The organism is Mycobacterium sp. NGS24 (assembly GCF_059813065.1).
On the sequence record NZ_JCALDW010000008.1, the window covers coordinates 146,602 to 163,905 of the forward strand.

At 69.0% G+C, this 17,304-nt stretch carries 16 protein-coding genes; 14 read left to right on the plus strand and 2 right to left on the minus strand.

From position 1 onward, the window contains the following. Positions 1-146: 146 nt before the first annotated feature. The 4 genes from ftsY (at position 147) to AC5Y6Y_RS13470 (ending at position 5,870) form a co-directional block, all read left to right on the plus strand. Positions 147-1,484 (plus strand): signal recognition particle-docking protein FtsY, encoded by a 1,338-nt coding sequence (ftsY, locus tag AC5Y6Y_RS13455; protein ID WP_473139970.1) that lies wholly within the window; start codon positions 147-149, stop codon positions 1,482-1,484. A gap of 153 nt (positions 1,485-1,637) precedes the next feature. Then, a complete protein-coding gene (locus AC5Y6Y_RS13460) occupies positions 1,638-3,056 on the plus strand; it encodes an ammonium transporter (RefSeq protein WP_463827181.1) in 1,419 nt (472 codons plus the stop codon). A gap of 2 nt (positions 3,057-3,058) precedes the next feature. Next, positions 3,059-3,397: a nitrogen regulatory protein P-II gene (gene glnB / locus AC5Y6Y_RS13465; protein ID WP_463827035.1), complete on the plus strand. Its 339-nt coding sequence runs from the start codon at positions 3,059-3,061 to the stop codon at positions 3,395-3,397. Positions 3,398-3,413: 16 nt separating this feature from the next. Then, positions 3,414-5,870, plus strand: coding sequence for a [protein-PII] uridylyltransferase (locus AC5Y6Y_RS13470; RefSeq protein ID WP_473139969.1), 2,457 nt, complete (start codon positions 3,414-3,416; stop codon positions 5,868-5,870). 102 nt (positions 5,871-5,972) lie between these two features. Here the strand turns inward: AC5Y6Y_RS13470 and AC5Y6Y_RS13475 are convergent, their stop codons facing one another. Then, the gene (locus tag AC5Y6Y_RS13475) at positions 5,973-7,718 is read right to left on the minus strand and encodes a DEAD/DEAH box helicase (RefSeq protein ID WP_473139968.1); all 1,746 of its coding nucleotides are present in this window, start codon (positions 7,716-7,718) and stop codon (positions 5,973-5,975) included. Between the two features lie 233 nt (positions 7,719-7,951). Here AC5Y6Y_RS13475 and ffh point away from each other — a divergent pair, with 233 nt between their 5' ends. From ffh to AC5Y6Y_RS13500, 5 genes are all read left to right on the plus strand, one after another. Then, the gene (gene ffh / locus AC5Y6Y_RS13480) at positions 7,952-9,508 is read left to right on the plus strand and encodes a signal recognition particle protein (protein ID WP_473139967.1); all 1,557 of its coding nucleotides are present in this window, start codon (positions 7,952-7,954) and stop codon (positions 9,506-9,508) included. Positions 9,509-9,515: 7 nt separating this feature from the next. After that, complete coding sequence (locus AC5Y6Y_RS13485) at positions 9,516-10,592, plus strand: metal-dependent hydrolase family protein (RefSeq protein WP_463827031.1); 1,077 nt, start codon at positions 9,516-9,518, stop codon at positions 10,590-10,592. A 44-nt stretch (positions 10,593-10,636) separates the two neighbouring features. Further along, entirely contained in the window at positions 10,637-11,281 is a 645-nt protein-coding gene (locus AC5Y6Y_RS13490) for an Rv2253/PknI dimerization domain-containing protein (RefSeq protein WP_473139966.1), read from the plus strand. Between the two features lie 61 nt (positions 11,282-11,342). After that, positions 11,343-13,130, plus strand: coding sequence for an N-acyl-D-amino-acid deacylase family protein (locus AC5Y6Y_RS13495; RefSeq protein WP_473139965.1), 1,788 nt, complete (start codon positions 11,343-11,345; stop codon positions 13,128-13,130). A 1-nt stretch (position 13,131) separates the two neighbouring features. Beyond that, positions 13,132-13,734 (plus strand): TetR/AcrR family transcriptional regulator, encoded by a 603-nt coding sequence (locus tag AC5Y6Y_RS13500; protein ID WP_473139964.1) that lies wholly within the window; start codon positions 13,132-13,134, stop codon positions 13,732-13,734. 92 nt (positions 13,735-13,826) lie between these two features. Here AC5Y6Y_RS13500 and AC5Y6Y_RS13505 read toward each other — a convergent pair whose 3' ends face one another. Beyond that, positions 13,827-14,708, minus strand: a complete 882-nt coding sequence (locus tag AC5Y6Y_RS13505; RefSeq protein ID WP_463827027.1) for a D-alanyl-D-alanine carboxypeptidase family protein — start codon at positions 14,706-14,708, stop codon at positions 13,827-13,829. A 46-nt stretch (positions 14,709-14,754) separates the two neighbouring features. Between AC5Y6Y_RS13505 and AC5Y6Y_RS13510 the strand changes: the two genes are divergently transcribed. The 5 genes from AC5Y6Y_RS13510 (at position 14,755) to trmD (ending at position 17,297) form a co-directional block, all read left to right on the plus strand. Further along, a complete protein-coding gene (locus AC5Y6Y_RS13510) occupies positions 14,755-15,174 on the plus strand; it encodes a nuclear transport factor 2 family protein (RefSeq protein WP_463827026.1) in 420 nt (139 codons plus the stop codon). 154 nt (positions 15,175-15,328) lie between these two features. Next, entirely contained in the window at positions 15,329-15,817 is a 489-nt protein-coding gene (rpsP, locus tag AC5Y6Y_RS13515; protein WP_463827025.1) for a 30S ribosomal protein S16, read from the plus strand. A gap of 8 nt (positions 15,818-15,825) precedes the next feature. Continuing rightward, positions 15,826-16,068, plus strand: coding sequence for an RNA-binding protein (locus tag AC5Y6Y_RS13520; protein WP_036354608.1), 243 nt, complete (start codon positions 15,826-15,828; stop codon positions 16,066-16,068). A 7-nt stretch (positions 16,069-16,075) separates the two neighbouring features. Continuing rightward, a complete protein-coding gene (gene rimM / locus AC5Y6Y_RS13525; RefSeq protein WP_473139963.1) occupies positions 16,076-16,597 on the plus strand; it encodes a ribosome maturation factor RimM in 522 nt (173 codons plus the stop codon). Positions 16,598-16,610: 13 nt separating this feature from the next. Then, positions 16,611-17,297, plus strand: a complete 687-nt coding sequence (trmD, locus tag AC5Y6Y_RS13530) for a tRNA (guanosine(37)-N1)-methyltransferase TrmD (RefSeq protein WP_463827023.1) — start codon at positions 16,611-16,613, stop codon at positions 17,295-17,297. Positions 17,298-17,304: the final 7 nt, after the last annotated feature.

A 17,304-nucleotide genomic window follows, 5' to 3' on the forward strand; every position in this document is an offset into this window, starting at 1 on the left:
ACCCTGACTTCACACTCAACGCCCGGCCCGCACACCCGACGTCGGAGCGCGTGGGCAGCGCACGCGAACAGCCCAGCCCAAGAGCCGCCCGACCCGCCCCCAACCCGCCGAGTGCCTGACACCCCCCGGCTGGAAGGATTGTCCGCGTGTCCGAAGGTCTATGGATCGCCGTCGCGGTCGTCGCCGTCCTGCTCGTCATCGCGGCGCTGGTCGTCGGACTGGTGCGGTACCGCACGCGCAGGATCAGCCTGGCGCCGCGCCCGCAAACCGACGCGATCGATAAATCCGGCGGCTACACCGCGTCGTCCGGCATCACGTTCAGCCAGACCCCGACGCCGACCCTGGACCGGCCCGAACCGGTAGAGCGGATCGACACCAGCGGTCTGCCCGCCGTCGGGGACGACGCGACCATCCCGCGCGACGCGCCCAAGCGCCCGATCTCCGAGGTCCACCTCCCTGAGGTCGAGGCGCCGCCGGCCGAACCCGAGATCCCCGAAGGTCTCGAGGTTCTCGACGTCCTGGAACCGGAAGCGCCCGAAGCGCCCGCGGTGGAGGAGATCGAACCGACCGAAGGGCGACTGGAACGCCTGCGCGGCCGGCTGGCCCGGTCGCAGAACGCGCTCGGGCGCAGCATGCTGGGCCTGATCGGCGGCGGCGACCTGGACGAGGACTCCTGGCAGGACGTCGAGGACACCCTGCTGGTCGCCGACCTGGGCCCGGTGGTCACCGAGTCGGTGGTGAGCCAGCTGCGCGCCCGGCTGGCCAGCACCAACGTGCGCACTGAGGCCGACGCCCGCGCGGTGCTGCGGGACGTCCTGATCAAAGAGCTGCATCCCGAGATGGACCGATCCATCCGGGCGCTGCCGCACGCCGACCATCCGTCGGTGTTGCTGGTGGTCGGCGTCAACGGCACCGGCAAGACGACCACGGTCGGCAAACTGGCCCGGGTGTTGGTGGCCGACGGTCGCCGCGTGGTGCTGGGTGCGGCGGACACCTTCCGGGCCGCGGCGGCCGATCAGCTGCAGACCTGGGCGTCGCGGGTCGGCGCGGAAGTGGTGCGCGGCGCCGAGGGCGCTGACCCGGCGTCGGTGGCGTTCGACGCCGTCGACAAGGGCATCGCGGCCGGCGCCGACGTCGTCCTGATCGACACCGCCGGCCGGTTGCACACCAAGGTCGGCCTGATGGACGAGTTGGGCAAGGTCAAGCGCATCGTGACCCGTCGGGCGTCGGTCGACGAGGTGCTGCTGGTGCTCGACGCCACGATCGGGCAGAACGGACTGGCCCAGGCCAAGGTGTTCGCCGACGTCGTCGAGATCACCGGCGCGGTGCTGACCAAGCTGGACGGAACCGCCAAGGGCGGCATCGTTTTCCGCGTCCAGCAGGAACTCGGCGTGCCGGTGAAGTTGGTCGGGCTGGGCGAAGGCCCCGACGATCTGGCGCCGTTCGAGCCCGCGGCGTTCGTCGACGCCCTGCTCGGCAAGTAGGTATTACACAGCAGTCTTTACGTTAATCCTGACGAAACATCGCCGCCCCATTCGCGCAACAACTTATGCGCATGGTTCTGGGCAGGTCGCCAGTCATCCATCTGGGGCCCTCCCGATGCTGACTGGAGGTGATAGCGAGTGAGTTTCCCGATTATGGGCCAGCCCAACACGGGCGATACCGCCTGGATGCTGGCGAGTTCCGCGCTCGTTCTGTTAATGACGCCGGGCCTGGCGTTCTTCTACGGCGGCATGGTGCGCGCCAAGAGCGTGCTCAACATGATCATGATGAGCATCAGCGCGATGGGCGTCGTCACGGTGCTCTGGGTGCTCTACGGCTACTCGATGGCATTCGGCACCGACACCGGCAACGTGGTGGGCAGCCCGACCCAATACTTCGGGCTCAAGGGGCTCATCGGCGGCAACGCCGTCGCGGCCGACCCCACCAAGACTCCGCCGTTGGCGGCGACGGACATTCCGCTGGCCGGCACCTTGCCCGCCACCGTGTTCGTGGCCTTCCAGCTGATGTTCGCGATCATCACCGTCGCTCTGATCTCCGGCGCGGTCGCCGACCGGCTCAAGTTCAGCGCCTGGCTGGTGTTCTCCGGCCTGTGGGCGACGCTGGTCTACTTCCCGGTCGCGCACTGGGTGTTCGCGTTCGACGGGTTCGCCGCCGAGAAAGGCGGCTGGATCGCCAACAAGCTGCACGCGATCGACTTCGCCGGCGGTACCGCGGTACATATCAACGCCGGTGTGGCCGGCCTGGTCCTGGCGATCGTGCTGGGCAAGCGCAAGGGTTGGCCCACCACGCTGTTCCGGCCGCACAACCTGCCGTTCGTGATGCTCGGCGCCGGCCTGCTGTGGTTCGGCTGGTACGGGTTCAACGCCGGTTCGGCGACCAGCTCCAACGGTGCTGCCGGTTCGACGTTCCTCACCACCACGGTGGCGACGGCCGCGGCGATGCTGGCCTGGCTGCTCACCGAGCGCATCCGCGACGGACACGCGACGACGTTGGGCGCGGCCTCGGGGATCGTCGCCGGCCTGGTCGCCATCACGCCGTCCTGTTCGTCGGTGAACGTCGTCGGTGCCCTGGTGATCGGCGTGGTCGCCGGTGTGCTGTGTGCGCTGGCCGTCGGGTTGAAGTTCAAGCTCGGGTTCGACGACTCGCTCGACGTGGTTGGGGTGCACCTGGTCGGCGGGCTGGCCGGCACCTTGCTGGTGGGCCTGGTCGCCGCTCCGGAAAGTGTGGCGATCAACGGCGTGAGCGGCGTGTCCGCCGGATGGTTCTACGGCGGGGGCCCGGACCAGCTGGAACGGCAGGCTGTCGGGGCGTTCGCCGTGCTGGCCTACTCCGGCGTGGTCACGCTGGTCCTGGCGCTTATCCTGAAGTACACCATCGGGCTGCGTCTGGGGGCTGAGCAGGAGGCCGCCGGGATCGACGAGTCGGAGCACGCTGAGAGCGGCTACGACTTCGCGGTCGCCAGTGGTTCGGTGCTTCCGAGGGCCAGCATCCCGCCGCAGAGTAGCGTCAACGGCCGGGAAGAGCGCGTGGGCGAGAAAGTGGAGGCGGAGTAGACATGAAGCTGATCACCGCGATCGTAAAGCCGTTTACCCTCGACGACGTCAAGACCAGCCTCGAGGACGCCGGCGTCCTGGGCATGACCGTCAGCGAGATCCAGGGCTACGGGCGGCAGAAGGGTCACACCGAGGTCTACCGGGGTGCGGAGTACTCCGTCGACTTCGTGCCCAAAGTGCGGATCGAGGTCGTCGTCGACGACGCCATCGTCGACAAGGTCGTGGACAGCATCGTCCGGGCCGCCCGGACCGGCAAGATCGGCGACGGCAAGGTGTGGGTCAGCCCGGTCGACACCATCGTGCGCGTCCGCACCGGTGAGCGCGGATCGGACGCTTTGTGAGTAGAACCGGCCGGGTGTGACCACGACGGACCGGCCGGATTCTTCACAGACACCAGAAAGCGCCGCGGCGGCAGTCGATCTGGCTGCCGCCCGGCGCGAACTGTTGTCTGAGGGGCTCCAGGGGCTCACCCCCGCGCAGATGCGCCAGAGGGTCCTCGAACTGCACGAATCCTGGCTGAAGGCCAAGGCTGCCGAGATCGGCATCGGCGACGGCAGCGGATACGCGATCGTGGCGGTGGGCGGGCTGGGCCGGCGCGAGTTGCTGCCGTACTCCGACCTCGACCTGGTGCTGCTGCACGACGGCAAACCCGCCGACGTGCTGGGCCCGGTGGCGGACAAACTGTGGTATCCGTTGTGGGACGCCAACATTCGGCTCGACCACAGCGTGCGCACCGTCAGTGAGGCGCTCAGCACGGCCAACGCGGACCTGACCGCCGCCCTGGGCATGCTGGAAGCGCGGCACATCGCCGGCGAGGAGCAGCTCTCGGCAGATCTGGTCAGCGGGGTGCGACGGCAATGGCGCACCGGAATCCGTTCCCGCATGGACGAACTCGTCGACATGACGCACGCCCGCTGGTTGCGGCTGGGGCGCATCGCCCACCGGGCTGAGCCCGACCTGAAATCCGGCCGCGGCGGGCTGCGCGATGCGCAGTTGCTCAACGCACTGGCGCTGGCCCAGCTCATCGACCGCAGCGGCATGTCCCGGACGGACAACCCGGCCGGGTCACTCGACGAGGCCTACCTCACGTTGCTCGATGTGCGCACCGAACTGCACATGGTGTCGCGCCGCGGACGCGATCAGGTGCTCGCCCAATTCGCCGACGAGATCAGCGCCGCATTGGGCGTCGGCGACCGGTTCGACCTGGCGCGCATGCTCTCCAGCGCCGGACGCACCATCGGCTACCACGCCGTCACCGGCCTGCGCACCGCCGCCAACGCGCTGCCCCGGCGCGGCATCTCGGCGTTCATCGGCCGGCCCAAACGCCGCCCGCTGGACGAGGGCGTGGTCGAGTACGCGGGGGAGATCGTGCTGGCCCGCGAAGCCCAACCCGACCGTGATCCCGGCCTGGTGCTGCGGGTGGCGGCGGCGTCGGCCGACAGCGGCGTGCCGATCGGCGCGGCGACGCTGAGCCGGCTGGCCGACAGCGCACCGCCGCTGCCCACGCCCTGGCCGCGGGAAGCCCTGGACGATCTGCTGGTGGTGTTGCTGGCCGGACCCACCGCGGTGCCCACCATCGAGGCGCTCGACCGCACCGGGCTGTGGGGACAGCTGCTGCCGGAGTGGGACGCGATCCGCGACCTGCCGCCCCGCGACGTCTCGCACAAGTGGACGGTGGACCGCCACGTCGTCGAGTGCGCGGTGCACGCCGCGCCGCTGACCACCAACGTCGCCCGGCCCGACCTGCTGGCACTCGGCGCGCTGCTGCACGACATCGGCAAGGGTCGCGGCGTGGACCACTGTGTGTTCGGCGCGGACCTGGTGGTTCCGATCGCTGAGCGCCTGGGGTTGTCGGCCGCTGACATCAACACGCTGACGCAGATGGTCCGCCATCATCTGCTGTTGCCGATCACGGCCACCCGCAGCGACCTGAACGACCCGGCGATCATCGAGTCGGTGTCCGAGGCGCTGGGTGGCGATCCGCAACTGCTCGAACTGATGCACGCGCTGTCCGAGGCCGACTCCAAGGCCACCGGACCCGGGGTGTGGAGCGACTGGAAGGCCTCGCTGGTCGAGGACCTGGTGCGCCGGTGCCGGATGGCGATGGCCGGTGAGACGTTGCCGCAAGCCGAACCCACTGCGCCGCACTATCTTTCACTGGCCGCCCAAAAAGGGGTGCACGTCGAGATCAATGCCGGCGATGGCGAGCGGCTGACTGCGGTGATGGTGGCCCCGGACGAGCGCGGCCTGGTGTCCAAAGCGGCTGCGGTACTGGCGCTGAACTCGCTGCGGGTGCATTCAGCGTCGGTGAACGTGCACGAGGGCGTTGCGATCACCGAGTTCGTGGTCTCGCCACTGTTCGGTTCGCCGCCGGCGGCCGACATGCTGCGTCAGGCGTTCGTGGGTGCGCTGCGCGGTGACGTCGACGTGCTGGGGACGCTGGAGAAGCGGGATCTGGAGGCCACCAGCTCGGCGACCGCGCGGGCGGGGGAGGTGCAGGTGGGCGTGCCAGTCACCCGCTCGACCGCGCCGCCGCGCATCCTGTGGCTGGACACCGACACACCCGGGCAGCTGATCCTGGAAGTCCGCGCGATGGACCGGGTGGGCCTGCTCGCCCTGCTGGCCTGGGCGCTGGAACGCGCCGACACCGACGTCGTCTGGGCGAAGGTGAACACGTTCGGTTCGACGGCCGCCGACGTGTTCTGTGTGACGGTCCCGCCGGACTCGAACGCCCGCACCGCGGTGGAAAAGAACTTGCTGGACGTGCTGGGCGCCCCGGCGGTGGTGATGGTCGACGAGCCGGTAGGGGACTAGCCCGGTTCGCCCCGCTGCCCACCGGCCGCCGGGTGTGCGGTTTCCGACAGGACACGCCGCCGAAGCGTCGCCATTTTCACACTCGCCGAGACGGTTGCGGCGCTACTCCGAGTTCAATTGCCGCACCGCGACGATCCGCTCCTGGAGCTGATCCCGCGTCGCTGCGGCGATCGGTGGGCCGCCGCAGCGCCGCCGCAGCTCGTTGTGGATCCAGCCGTGCGGCTTGCCGGTGCGGTGATGTGCCACCGAGACCAGCGCGTTGAGCTCGCGACGCAGTTCGCGCAGCTGTCCGTGGGTGGTGACCGGCACCGCCGGTCCAGCGACGGCCGCACGCTTCTGCAGCTGCTCGTCCTGGCGGCGGTGCAGCAGCGCACGCATCTGCTCGGCGTCGAGCAGGCCGGGAATGCCGAGATAGTCGGCCTCCTCGTCGCTGCCCGCGGGGGTGGCGGTACCGAACGACGACCCGTCGAAGATGACCTGATCCAGCTCGGCGTCGGCCCCCAGCGAGACGAAGCCCTTTTCTTCGCCGGACTCGTTCTGCTCCTTGACGGCGGGGTCGTCCAGCAGCGGGTCGTCGAGCGACTCGCGGTGCGGTTTGCCCAGCACGTGATTGCGCTGGGCTTCCAGCTCGCTGGCCAGCTGCAGCAGATTGGGCACCGACGGCAGGAAGATGCTGGCCGTTTCACCGGGCCGGCGGGATCGCACGAACCGGCCGATGGCCTGGGCGAAGAACAGGGGGGTCGAGGCGCTGGTGGCGTAGATGCCAACCGCGAGCCGGGGCACGTCCACACCCTCGGACACCATCCGCACCGCGACCAGCCACCGACTGGTGCCGGCCGAGAACTCGCTGATCCGGGCCGACGATTTCGGGTCGTCGGAGAGCACGACCGTGGGGTCCTCACCGGTGAGCTTCATCAGCAGCTTGGCGTAGGCACGGGCCGCGGTCTGGTCGGAGGCGATGATCATGCCGCCCGCGTCCGGCACGTGCTCGCGCAGCTGACGCAGCCGGCGATCGGCCGCGGTGATGACCGCCGGCATCCACTCTCCGGCCGGATCCAGCGCGGTGCGCCACGCCCGCGCCGTCTGCTCGGCCGACAGCGGCTCACCGAGGCGCGCCTCGTGTTCTTCCCCGGCGCTGTCCCGCCAGCGGGCCTGCCCCGAATAGGCCATGAACACCACCGGGCGGACCACGCCGTCGGCCAGGGCTTCGGCGTATCCGTAGGTGTGATCGGCGCGAGACCGGCTGAGCCCGTCGGCGTCGGGTTCGTAGGTGACGAACGGGATGGGGCTGTCGTCGCTGCGGAACGGCGTGCCGGTCAGGGCCAGGCGGCGGGTGGCGTCGCTGAAGGCCTCCCGCATGGCCTCGCCCCACGTCTTGGCGTCACCGCCGTGGTGGATCTCGTCGAACACCACCAGGGTCTTGCGCTGCTCGGTGCGTACCCGGTGCAGCGTCGGGTGCGCGGCCACTTGGGCGTAGGTGACGACGACGCCGTGATATTCCGGGGAGGTCTGCGGGTTGGAGTTGGAGAACTTCGGGTCCAGCGACAGCCCCTGGCGGGCGGCGGCCTGCGCCCACTGGATCTTGAGGTGCTCGGTGGGCACGACGACGGTGACTTGCTCGACCGCGCGGTGGGCGATCAGCTCGCCGGCGATCCGCAACGCGAAGGCGGTCTTGCCGGACCCCGGGGTGGCGACGGCCAGGAAGTCGCGCGGCTCGGTGCCCAGGTACTTGACCAGGGCGCGGCGCTGCCAGCCACGTAGCGACCGCGTTGTGTCGGCTGGAAAGTGTCCGACCGGCTGCAACGACAACAATCCCCCCGTGACGGTCTGTGCTGGGCTGTAAAACATAGCATGGCAACGGTTTTCGGTGCGGTAGCGACGTGAGCCTACCGCGGCGCGTCGCGGGTTTCGAGCCTCGGCGACGTCGGGCCAGCCCGGCGCAGTTCGCTCGCGCTTCGTCGAGACTGTACGGGTGGCGAGGTCCCGCGGCGTGTCGCCGCCCAGGTTTCAGTGTCGCCGCCCGGGTTTCAGTGTCGCCGCCCGGCCGCGCGACTTCAGGCCACACCACTAGGCTTGCCTACGTGTTTGAATCGCTCTCCGACCGGTTGACCGGTGCGCTGGCGGGGCTGCGCGGCAAGGGCCGCCTGACCGACGCCGATATCGACGCCACCACCCGCGAAATCCGGCTTGCGCTGCTCGAAGCCGACGTATCGCTGCCGGTGGTCCGGGCGTTCGTGCACCGGATCAAGGAACGTGCCCGGGGCCACGAGGTGTCCGCCGCGCTCAACCCGGCCCAGCAGGTCGTCAAGATCGTCAACGAGGAATTGATCGGCATCCTCGGTGGCCAGACGCGCGAGCTGGCCTACGCCAAGACGCCGCCGACGGTGATCATGCTGGCGGGTCTGCAGGGGTCGGGTAAGACGACGCTGGCCGGCAAGCTGGCTTATCGCCTGAAAAATCAGGGTCACACGCCGCTGCTGGTGGCCTGTGACCTGCAGCGGCCCGCCGCGGTGAACCAGCTGCAGGTGGTCGGGCAGCGCGCCGGCGTTCCGGTGTTCGCGCCGCACCCCGGCGCCTCACCCGAGTCCGGCCCGGGTGACCCGGTCGCCGTCGCGGCCGCCGGCATCGCGGAAGCCAGAGCCAAGCACCACGACTTCGTGATCGTCGACACCGCCGGACGCCTCGGCATCGACGAGGAGCTGATGGCACAGGCGGCCGCCATCCGCGACGCTGTCGACCCCGACGAAACCCTGTTCGTCCTGGACGCGATGATCGGCCAGGACGCTGTCGCCACTGCGCAGGCCTTCGGCGAGGGCGTCGGCTTCACCGGCGTGGTGCTGACCAAGCTGGACGGTGACGCTCGCGGTGGCGCGGCGCTCTCGGTCCGCGAAGTCACCGGTGTGCCAATCCTTTTCGCCTCCACCGGAGAGAAGTTCGAGGACTTCGACGTCTTCCACCCCGACCGGATGGCCAGCCGCATCCTGGGCATGGGCGACGTGCTGAGCCTGATCGAACAGGCCGAGCAGGTCTTCGACGCCCAGCAGGCCGAGGCGGCCGCCGCCAAGATCGGTGCCGGCGAGCTCACCCTGGAGGACTTCCTCGAGCAGATGCTCGCCGTGCGCAAGATGGGCCCGATCGGCAATCTGCTGGGCATGCTGCCCGGTGGGGCGCAGATGAAGGACGCGCTGGCTGAGGTCGACGACAAGTCGCTGGACCGCATCCAGGCGATCATCCGCGGCATGACCCCCCAGGAGCGGGCCGACCCGAAGATCATCAACGCCTCGCGGCGGCTGCGCATCGCCAACGGTTCGGGTGTCACCGTCGCCGAGGTCAACCAGTTGGTGGACCGCTTCTTCGAAGCGCGCAAGATGATGTCGTCGATGCTCGGCGGCATGGGCATCCCAGGCATGGGGCGCAAGTCCGCGACGCGCAAATCCAAGGCAGCCAAGGGCAAAAAAGGCAAGAAGGGCGCACGCGGTCCCACGCCGCCCAAGGTCAAGAGCCCGTTCGGCGCGGGCATGCCGGGGATGCCGGCCGGTTTCCCGGATCTGTCGCAGATGCCGGAGGGCCTCAACGAGCTGCCACCCGGCCTGGCCGACTTCGACCTGTCCAAGCTGAAGTTCCCGGGCCAGAAGTAGTCGCGCCGTGCACCTGCACGTGCGGGGGCGGACCCTGCCCGACGAAAGCCCGATCGAGCTGTGGGTCGCCGACGGCCGCATCAGCACTGAATCGGTGGCCGGTGCCGACACGATCTTCGCCGACGGCTGGGTGATACCCGGCCTGGTCGACCTGCACTGTCACATCGGACTCGGCAAAGACGGCGGCGTCGAACTCGACGAGGCGATCGCGCAGGCCGAGACCGAGCGGGACGTGGGTGTACTGCTCGTGCGCGACTGCGGCGTGCCGATCGACACCCGCAGCCTCGACGACCGCCCGGACCTGCCCCGGATCATCCGGGCCGGGCGCCACCTCGCCAGACCCAGGCGCTACGTCCCCGGCCTGCCGCTGGACCTCGAGGACGAAGCGGACCTGCCGGCTGCGGTCGCCGAGCAGGCGCGACTCGGCGACGGCTGGGTCAAGCTGGTCGGGGACTGGATCGATCGCAGCATCGGCGACCTGGCCCCGCTGTGGTCCGACGACGTCCTCAGAGCCGCCATCGACGCTGCGCACGAGCACGGCGCCCGGGTCACCGCCCACATCTTCGGTGAGGACGGGTTGCCTGAGCTGATCCAGGCCGGCATCGACTGCATCGAGCACGGCACCGGACTGACCGACGACACCATCGCCATGATGCTCGAACACCGCACGGCCCTGGTGCCGACGCTGATCAACCTGGAGAACTTCCCGGGTATCGCCGACTCGGCGCAGCGCTACCCGGTCTATGCCGCTCACATGCGGGAGCTGTATGCCCGCCGCAACGAACGCCTGTCCGCGGCCCGGGCGGCCGGAGTGCCGATCTACGCGGGCAGCGACGCCGGCGGCATGATCCGGCACGGCCGGGTCGCCGACGAGGTCGAGGCGCTGAAGGGAATCGGCATGAGTCCCACCGAGGCGCTGGGTGCGGCGTGCTGGGACGCCCGGCGCTGGTTGGGCCGACCCGGGCTGGACCACGGCGCTTCGGCCGACCTGTTGTGTTACGCCGAAGATCCGCGCCAGGGACCGGACGTGCTGTCGCGGCCCGATCTGGTTGTGTTGCGCGGCAAAGTCTTTCAGCCCAGCTGAGGCTGGCCGCAGCGGGCATCCGCCGGTCTGGCTACTATCACCGCATGGCCCCGGTCAACGGCGCCGACGACGGCCCCGATCCCGACGAACAGCCGGTCCGCCGGCTTTCGCCGTTGACCACTTCGCGACGCTGGCTGCGCCGCGGCATACTCGCACTGGCCGCCACCATCATGGCGATCGGTTTGTTCGCCGAAGGCAAGACGGTCGTTCACGACCGGCGCCACCACGCCGCCCCGGTTCCACTGGACGGCACCTATCGCATCGAGGAAGAACGCTCCCAGCAGACTTTCGACAACCGGCCTGACCCACAGCCCCCCGACGTGACCACCAGCTGGGCCATCCGCTCGTCGTGCACCTCCGGCGGCTGCCGGGCCGCGGCGATTCTGCTCGACGACCACGGCCACACCGTGATGGTGTTCGAATTCGCCGACGGGCAGTGGCGGTCGCGGCCGAGAACCGTGCGCGTTCCGTGCGCGGCCTCCGAGACTTCGGCGAACCATCAGCAAGCCACGCAGGTGCTGTCGCTGCGGCCCCGCTCCCACTCAGAGCTGGTCGGCGAGATGGTGACCACGGTGACCGGCGACGAGTGCGGCCGGCGCGGTGGCGTCATCCGCGTCCCGGCTGCAGCGCACCGCAGCGGAAACGTGCCGCCGGGCGTCGACGTCCCGGACCCCGCGGCCAGCCCTTGAAAAGATTGCGAGCGATCGCTATCTATGTTAGCGTCGCGGCAGCCCACGACTTGGAGGAACTGTGACTTACGACGTGATCATCCGTGACGGCCTGTGGTTCGACGGCACCGGTGCGGTGCCGCAGACCAGGACGTTGGGCATCCGCGATGGCGTGGTGGCCGCCGTGTCGTCGGTGCCGCTGGACGAGACCGGCTGTCCCGAAGTGATCGACGCGGCCGGCAAATGGGTGCTGCCCGGCTTCATCGACGTGCACACCCACTACGACGCCGAGATCCTGCTCGACCCGGGACTGCGCGAGTCGGTGCGGCACGGGGTGACCACCCTGTTGCTGGGCAACTGTTCGCTGTCGACGGTCTACGCCAACTCCGAGGATGCCGCCGACCTGTTCAGTCGCGTCGAGGCGGTGCCGCGCGACTTCGTCCTCGGTGCGCTGGAAAGCAACAAGAACTGGTCGACGCCTCAGCAGTACATCGAGACGCTCGACGCACTGCCGCTGGGGCCGAATGTGAGTTCCATGCTCGGTCATTCGGACCTGCGGACCGCGGTGCTCGGCCTGGAGCGGGCCACCGACGAGACAGTGCGGCCCACCGACGCCGAACTGGAGAAGATGGCGAAGTTGCTCGACGAGGCGCTGGACGCCGGAATGCTGGGCATGTCGGGGATGGACGCGCCGATCGACAAGCTCGACGGCGACCGCTTCCGGTCCCGTGCGCTGCCGTCCACCTTCGCGACGTGGCGGGAACGGCGCCGGCTGATCAAGGTGCTGCGCAAGCGCGGCCGCATCCTGCAGAGCGCGCCCAACGTCAACAGCCCGCTGTCCCCGCTGATGTTCTTCCTCACCAGCAGTCGAATCCTCAACCGCCGCAGGGGTGTTCGGATGAGCATGCTGGTCTCCGCCGACGCCAAGTCGATGCCGATGGGGGTGCATGTGTTCGGCCGCGGTACCCGGCTGCTCAATAAGCTGCTGGCTTCCAGCGTGCGGTTCCAGCACCTGCCGGTGCCGTTCGAATTGTATTCCGACGGAATCGATCTGCCGGTTTTCGAGGAGTTCGGTGCCGGCACCGCGGCGTTGCACCTGCGGGACCAACTGCAGCGCAACGAGCTATTGGCCGACGAAGCCTACCGCCGCCGGTTCCGCCGCCAGTTCGACCGCAAGAAGCTCGGACCGTCGTTGTGGCACCGTGACTTCCACGACGCTGTCATCGTGGAATGCCCGGACAAGTCGTTGGTGGGCAAGAGCTTTGGCGCGATCGCCGACGAGCGCGGACTGCACCCGCTGGACGCGTTCCTCGACATCCTGGTCGAGAACGGGGAGCGCAATGTGCGCTGGACGACCATCGTCGCCAACCACCGGCCCAAGCTGCTGGACAAACTGGCCGCCGATCCCAGCGTGCACATGGGGTTCTCCGACGCGGGCGCGCACCTGCGCAACATGGCGTTCTACAACTTCCCGCTGCGACTGCTCAAGCGGACGCGGGACGCACTGCAGGCCGGCAAGCCGTTCCTGACCGTGGAACGAGCCGTGTACCGGCTGACCGCCGAGGTCGCCGAGTGGTTCGGCATCAACGCCGGCACCCTGCGCGAAGGCGACCGGGCCGACTTCGTCGTCATCGACCCCGCCCACCTCGACGACTCGGTGGACACCTACCACGAGTCCGAGGTCCCGTTCTACGGCGGACTGAGCCGCATGGTGAACCGCAACGACGCGACCGTGGTCGCCACCGGGGTGGGCGGCGCTGTGGTCTTCCGCGACGGCGAGTTCCGCGAGGGCTACGGCCAGACCGTCAAGTCGGGACGCTACCTGCGCGCCGGTGAGCGGCAGGCGGCCGCGGTCAGCGTGCCGGCCTGAGATGGCCAGGACGCAGCAGCAGCGTCGCGAGGAGACCGTCGGGCGCCTGCTGGACGCGTGCATCGACACCATCGTCGAGTCCGGGTACGCCCGAGCCTCGGCGGCGGTGATCACCAAACGCGCCGGGGTGTCGGTGGGTGCGCTGTTCCGGCACTTCGACAACATGGGCGACTTCATGGCCGCGACGGCCTCGGAGGTGTTGCGCCGGCAGATCGAGACGTTCACCAAACAGGTCGCCGAGATTCCGGCCGACCGGCCGGCGCTGGAGTCGGCGCTGGCGATCCTGCGCGACATCACCGCCGGCTCCACCAACGCGGTGCTCTACGAGCTGATGATCGCCGCGCGCACCGACGAGAAACTGAAAGCGACCCTGCAGCACGAACTTTGGCAATACCGCGCCAAGATGTACGACGCGGCGCGCACGATGCCGGGGACCGAACACATCCCGCAGGACACGCTGCCGGTCCTGGTGGCGCTGCTGACCAATGTCTTCGACGGTGCCGCGATCGTCGAAGGCGTACTGCCGCAACCCGAAATCGCCGAGCGCCGGATCCCGGTGCTGACCGAGCTGCTCACCGCGGCGTGGCCGAACCCGCGCGCCTGAGCGCCCGCACCTCTGGGCGAGCAGACACAGAATCGCACGAGCACAAGCGATTTCGTGCGATTCTGCGTCCGCTCGCGGGCGAGTGGCCGGGGTTACAGCGAGCCGATGCCGGACTGCGGGCCCACCGCGAATCCCCAGTCGAACAAGTTGCCCGCCTGGTCCCAGTACGTTGGGCCACCCGCGGTGACCAACCCGTACATCATGGCGATCACCAGCCGGCGGCCACCGCGCGCGGCCGCGCCCACGAAGGTCTTGCGGGCGGCGTTGGTGAAACCGGTCTTGCCGCCGATGGCGCCGGGATACCGGACCAGCAGCTCGTCCTGGTTGAGGATCGGCTGGTCGCCGGTGTCGCCGGGGAACATCGCCGACGGTTCGGCAGTGATGCGGGCGAACGTCGGGTTGGCCATCGCCGCGCGGAAGATGACCGCGAGATCATGGGCGGTCGTCCAACCGGAGCCGTCGGCGCCGTCCAATCCGGACGGGGTCGTCGCGTGGGTGTTCCCGGCGCCCAGCGACGCGGCTTTGGCGTTCATCTTGCCCACCGCGGCGTCCTGGCCGCCGAGCATGTGCGCCAACGTGTTGGCGGCGTCGTTTCCCGACACCAGCAACAGGCCGTCGAGCAACTGGCGGGCGGTGTAACTGCGGCCCGGCTTCACCCCGGCGCAGTTGCACTCGGCTGCGGTGTCGGTGAGGTCGGCCACCACGGTGGAGTTCAGGTCCAGCTCGTCGAGCGCCACCAGCGCCAGCAGCACCTTGATGGTGCTGGCGGGTGGGTGCGGCACATTCTGGTCGCGGCCGGCCAGGACCTGCCCACTGTCCAGATCGGCGACGATCCAGGTCTGCGCCGGCCCGTCCGGGATCGGCACCGAACCGGCCACCTGCTGCACATCGGTGTCGGCTTCCGACACTGGGGACGTGACGCCTGCGGCCCAGATCATCGCCAGCGCGGCGGCGGTAGCCACGAGCTTTCGCATGGGCGCAGAGTTTAACCCGGCTACGCCGCGGTGTTGAATCGTTCCCATGTTGAGCCTGGCCGAGATTTCTGACCGCCTGGAGATCCAGCAGTTACTCGTGGATTACTCCACCGCCATCGACCAGCGTCGATTCGACGACCTGGACCGCGTCTTCACGCCGGATGCCTATATCGACTACCGCGAACTCGGCGGTATCGACGGCCCGTATCCCGAGGTCAAGAAGTGGCTGTCGGAGGTGCTGCCGAATTTCCCGGTCTACGCGCACATGCTGGGGAATTTCTCGGTCCGCATCGAGGGCGACACCGCGTCCTCGCGGGTGATCTGTTTCAACCCGATGGTGCTGGGCGGCCAGCAGGACCAGATCCTGTTCTGTGGTCTCTGGTACGACGACGAATTCGTGCGCACGCCGCAGGGCTGGCGGATGACGCGGCGCGTAGAGACCAAGACCTTTCAGAAGGTGCTGTAGCGAATTACCGCCGGATCGCCACGTTCTGGCACAATAGGCGGCTGTCCGCGGCGCGATCATGATCGCACCCGGTCACAACACGCGAGGCAAAACCGGACCCGGGCGTTCCGCCCCGGTTGCTGAATTGCAGCGTGACACCCACAGGAGTTCAGTTATGGCTGTCAAGATCAAGCTCACCCGGCTTGGCAAAATCCGCAATCCCCAGTACCGCATCGCGATCGCCGACTCGCGCACCCGCCGCGACGGCCGCTCGATCGAGGTCATCGGCCGCTACCACCCCAAGGAAGAGCCGAGCCTGATCGAGATCAACTCCGAGCGTGCCCAGTACTGGTTGTCGGTCGGCGCACAGCCCACCGAGCCCGTCCTCAAGCTGCTCAAGATCACCGGCGACTGGCAGAAGTTCAAGGGCCTGCCCGGCGCCGAGGGCCGGTTGAAGGTCAAGCCCGCCAAGCCGAGCAAGCTCGAACTGTTCAATGCCGCCCTGGCCGCAGCCGACGGCGGGCCCACCACCGAGGCCACCAAGCCGAAGAAGAAGTCGGCGCCGAAGAAGGCCGCCAAGGGTGACGAGACCACTGAGACCGCTGCCGAGCCGGCCGCCGAGACGCCGAGCGAAACGGCGGCGGCTGCCGAAGCCGAAAGCTGAGCGGGGCTGTGAGCACTGTCGTGGTCGACGCCGTTGAGCATCTGGTTCGCGGCATCGTCGACAACCCCGACGATGTCCGGGTGGATCTGGTGACCAGCCGCCGCGGCCGCACCGTCGAGGTGCACGTGCACCCCGACGACCTGGGCAAGGTGATCGGCCGCGGGGGACGCACCGCGACCGCGCTGCGCACCCTGGTCGCCGGGATCGGTGGCCGCGGCATCCGCGTCGACGTGGTGGACACCGACCAGTAGCGCTCGAATGGAGCTGATCGTCGGGCGGGTGGCCAAGGCCCACGGCATCACCGGCGAACTCGTCGTCGACGTCCGCACCGACGATCCCGACGTCCGGTTCGCGCCGGGCAGCAGGCTGCGGACCCGTAAACCGCGCGATCCCGGTCCCGAACGCAGCTACGTCGTCGAGGGCGCCCGTCCGCACGGCACCCGGCTGCTGGTCCGGCTGGCGGGGGTCACCGACCGGGATGGCGCCGATGCGCTGCGGGGCAGCCTGTTCCTGATCGACTCCGACGAACTGCCGCCGATCGAGGAACCGGACACCTACTACGACCACCAGCTGGAAGGTCTGCGGGTCACCACGACCGGCGGGCGGCAGGTCGGTGTCGTCACCGAGGTGCTGCACACCGCCGGGGCCGAACTGCTGGCTGTCACGGGCGATTCCGGCGAGGTGCTGGTGCCGTTCGTCAGCGCTATCGTCACCTCGGTCTCGCTGGAAGACGGCACCGTGGAGATCGAACCGCCCGACGGTCTGCTGGACCCGGGCTGACCGTGCGCATCCCATGAAAATAGACGTCGTCACGATCTTTCCGGCCTACCTGGAACCGCTGCGACAGTCGTTGCCGGGCAAGGCGATTGCGTCGGGCCTGGTGGATCTGCAGGTGCACGACCTGCGACGCTGGACCCACGACGTGCACCACTCGGTGGACGACGCGCCCTACGGCGGTGGCCCGGGCATGGTCATGCGGGCACCGGTCTGGGGCGACGCCCTGGACGAAATCTGCACCGAACAGACACTTTTGGCGGTTCCCACGCCGGCGGGCGCGCTGTTCACCCAGGCCACCGCGCAACGCTGGAGCGCCGAAACTCACCTGGTGTTCGCCTGTGGCCGGTACGAGGGCATCGATCAACGTGTCGTCGACGATGCGGCCCGCCGGATGCGTGTGGAAGAAGTGTCGATCGGCGACTACGTGTTGCCCGGCGGCGAGTCGGCGGCGCTGGTGATGATCGAATCCGTGCTGCGGCTGCTCGCCGGGGTGCTGGGCAATCCCGCATCGCACCAACATGATTCGCATTCACCGGCGCTGGACCGACTGCTGGAAGGCCCGAGTTACACGCGACCGCCGAGCTGGCGCGGCCTGGATGTCCCGCCGGTTCTGCTCTCCGGCGACCACGCCCGCATCGCGGCCTGGCGCCGGGAGGTGTCGATGCAGCGCACCCGGGAGCGGCGGCCCGAACTGCTGGACTGACCGCGGG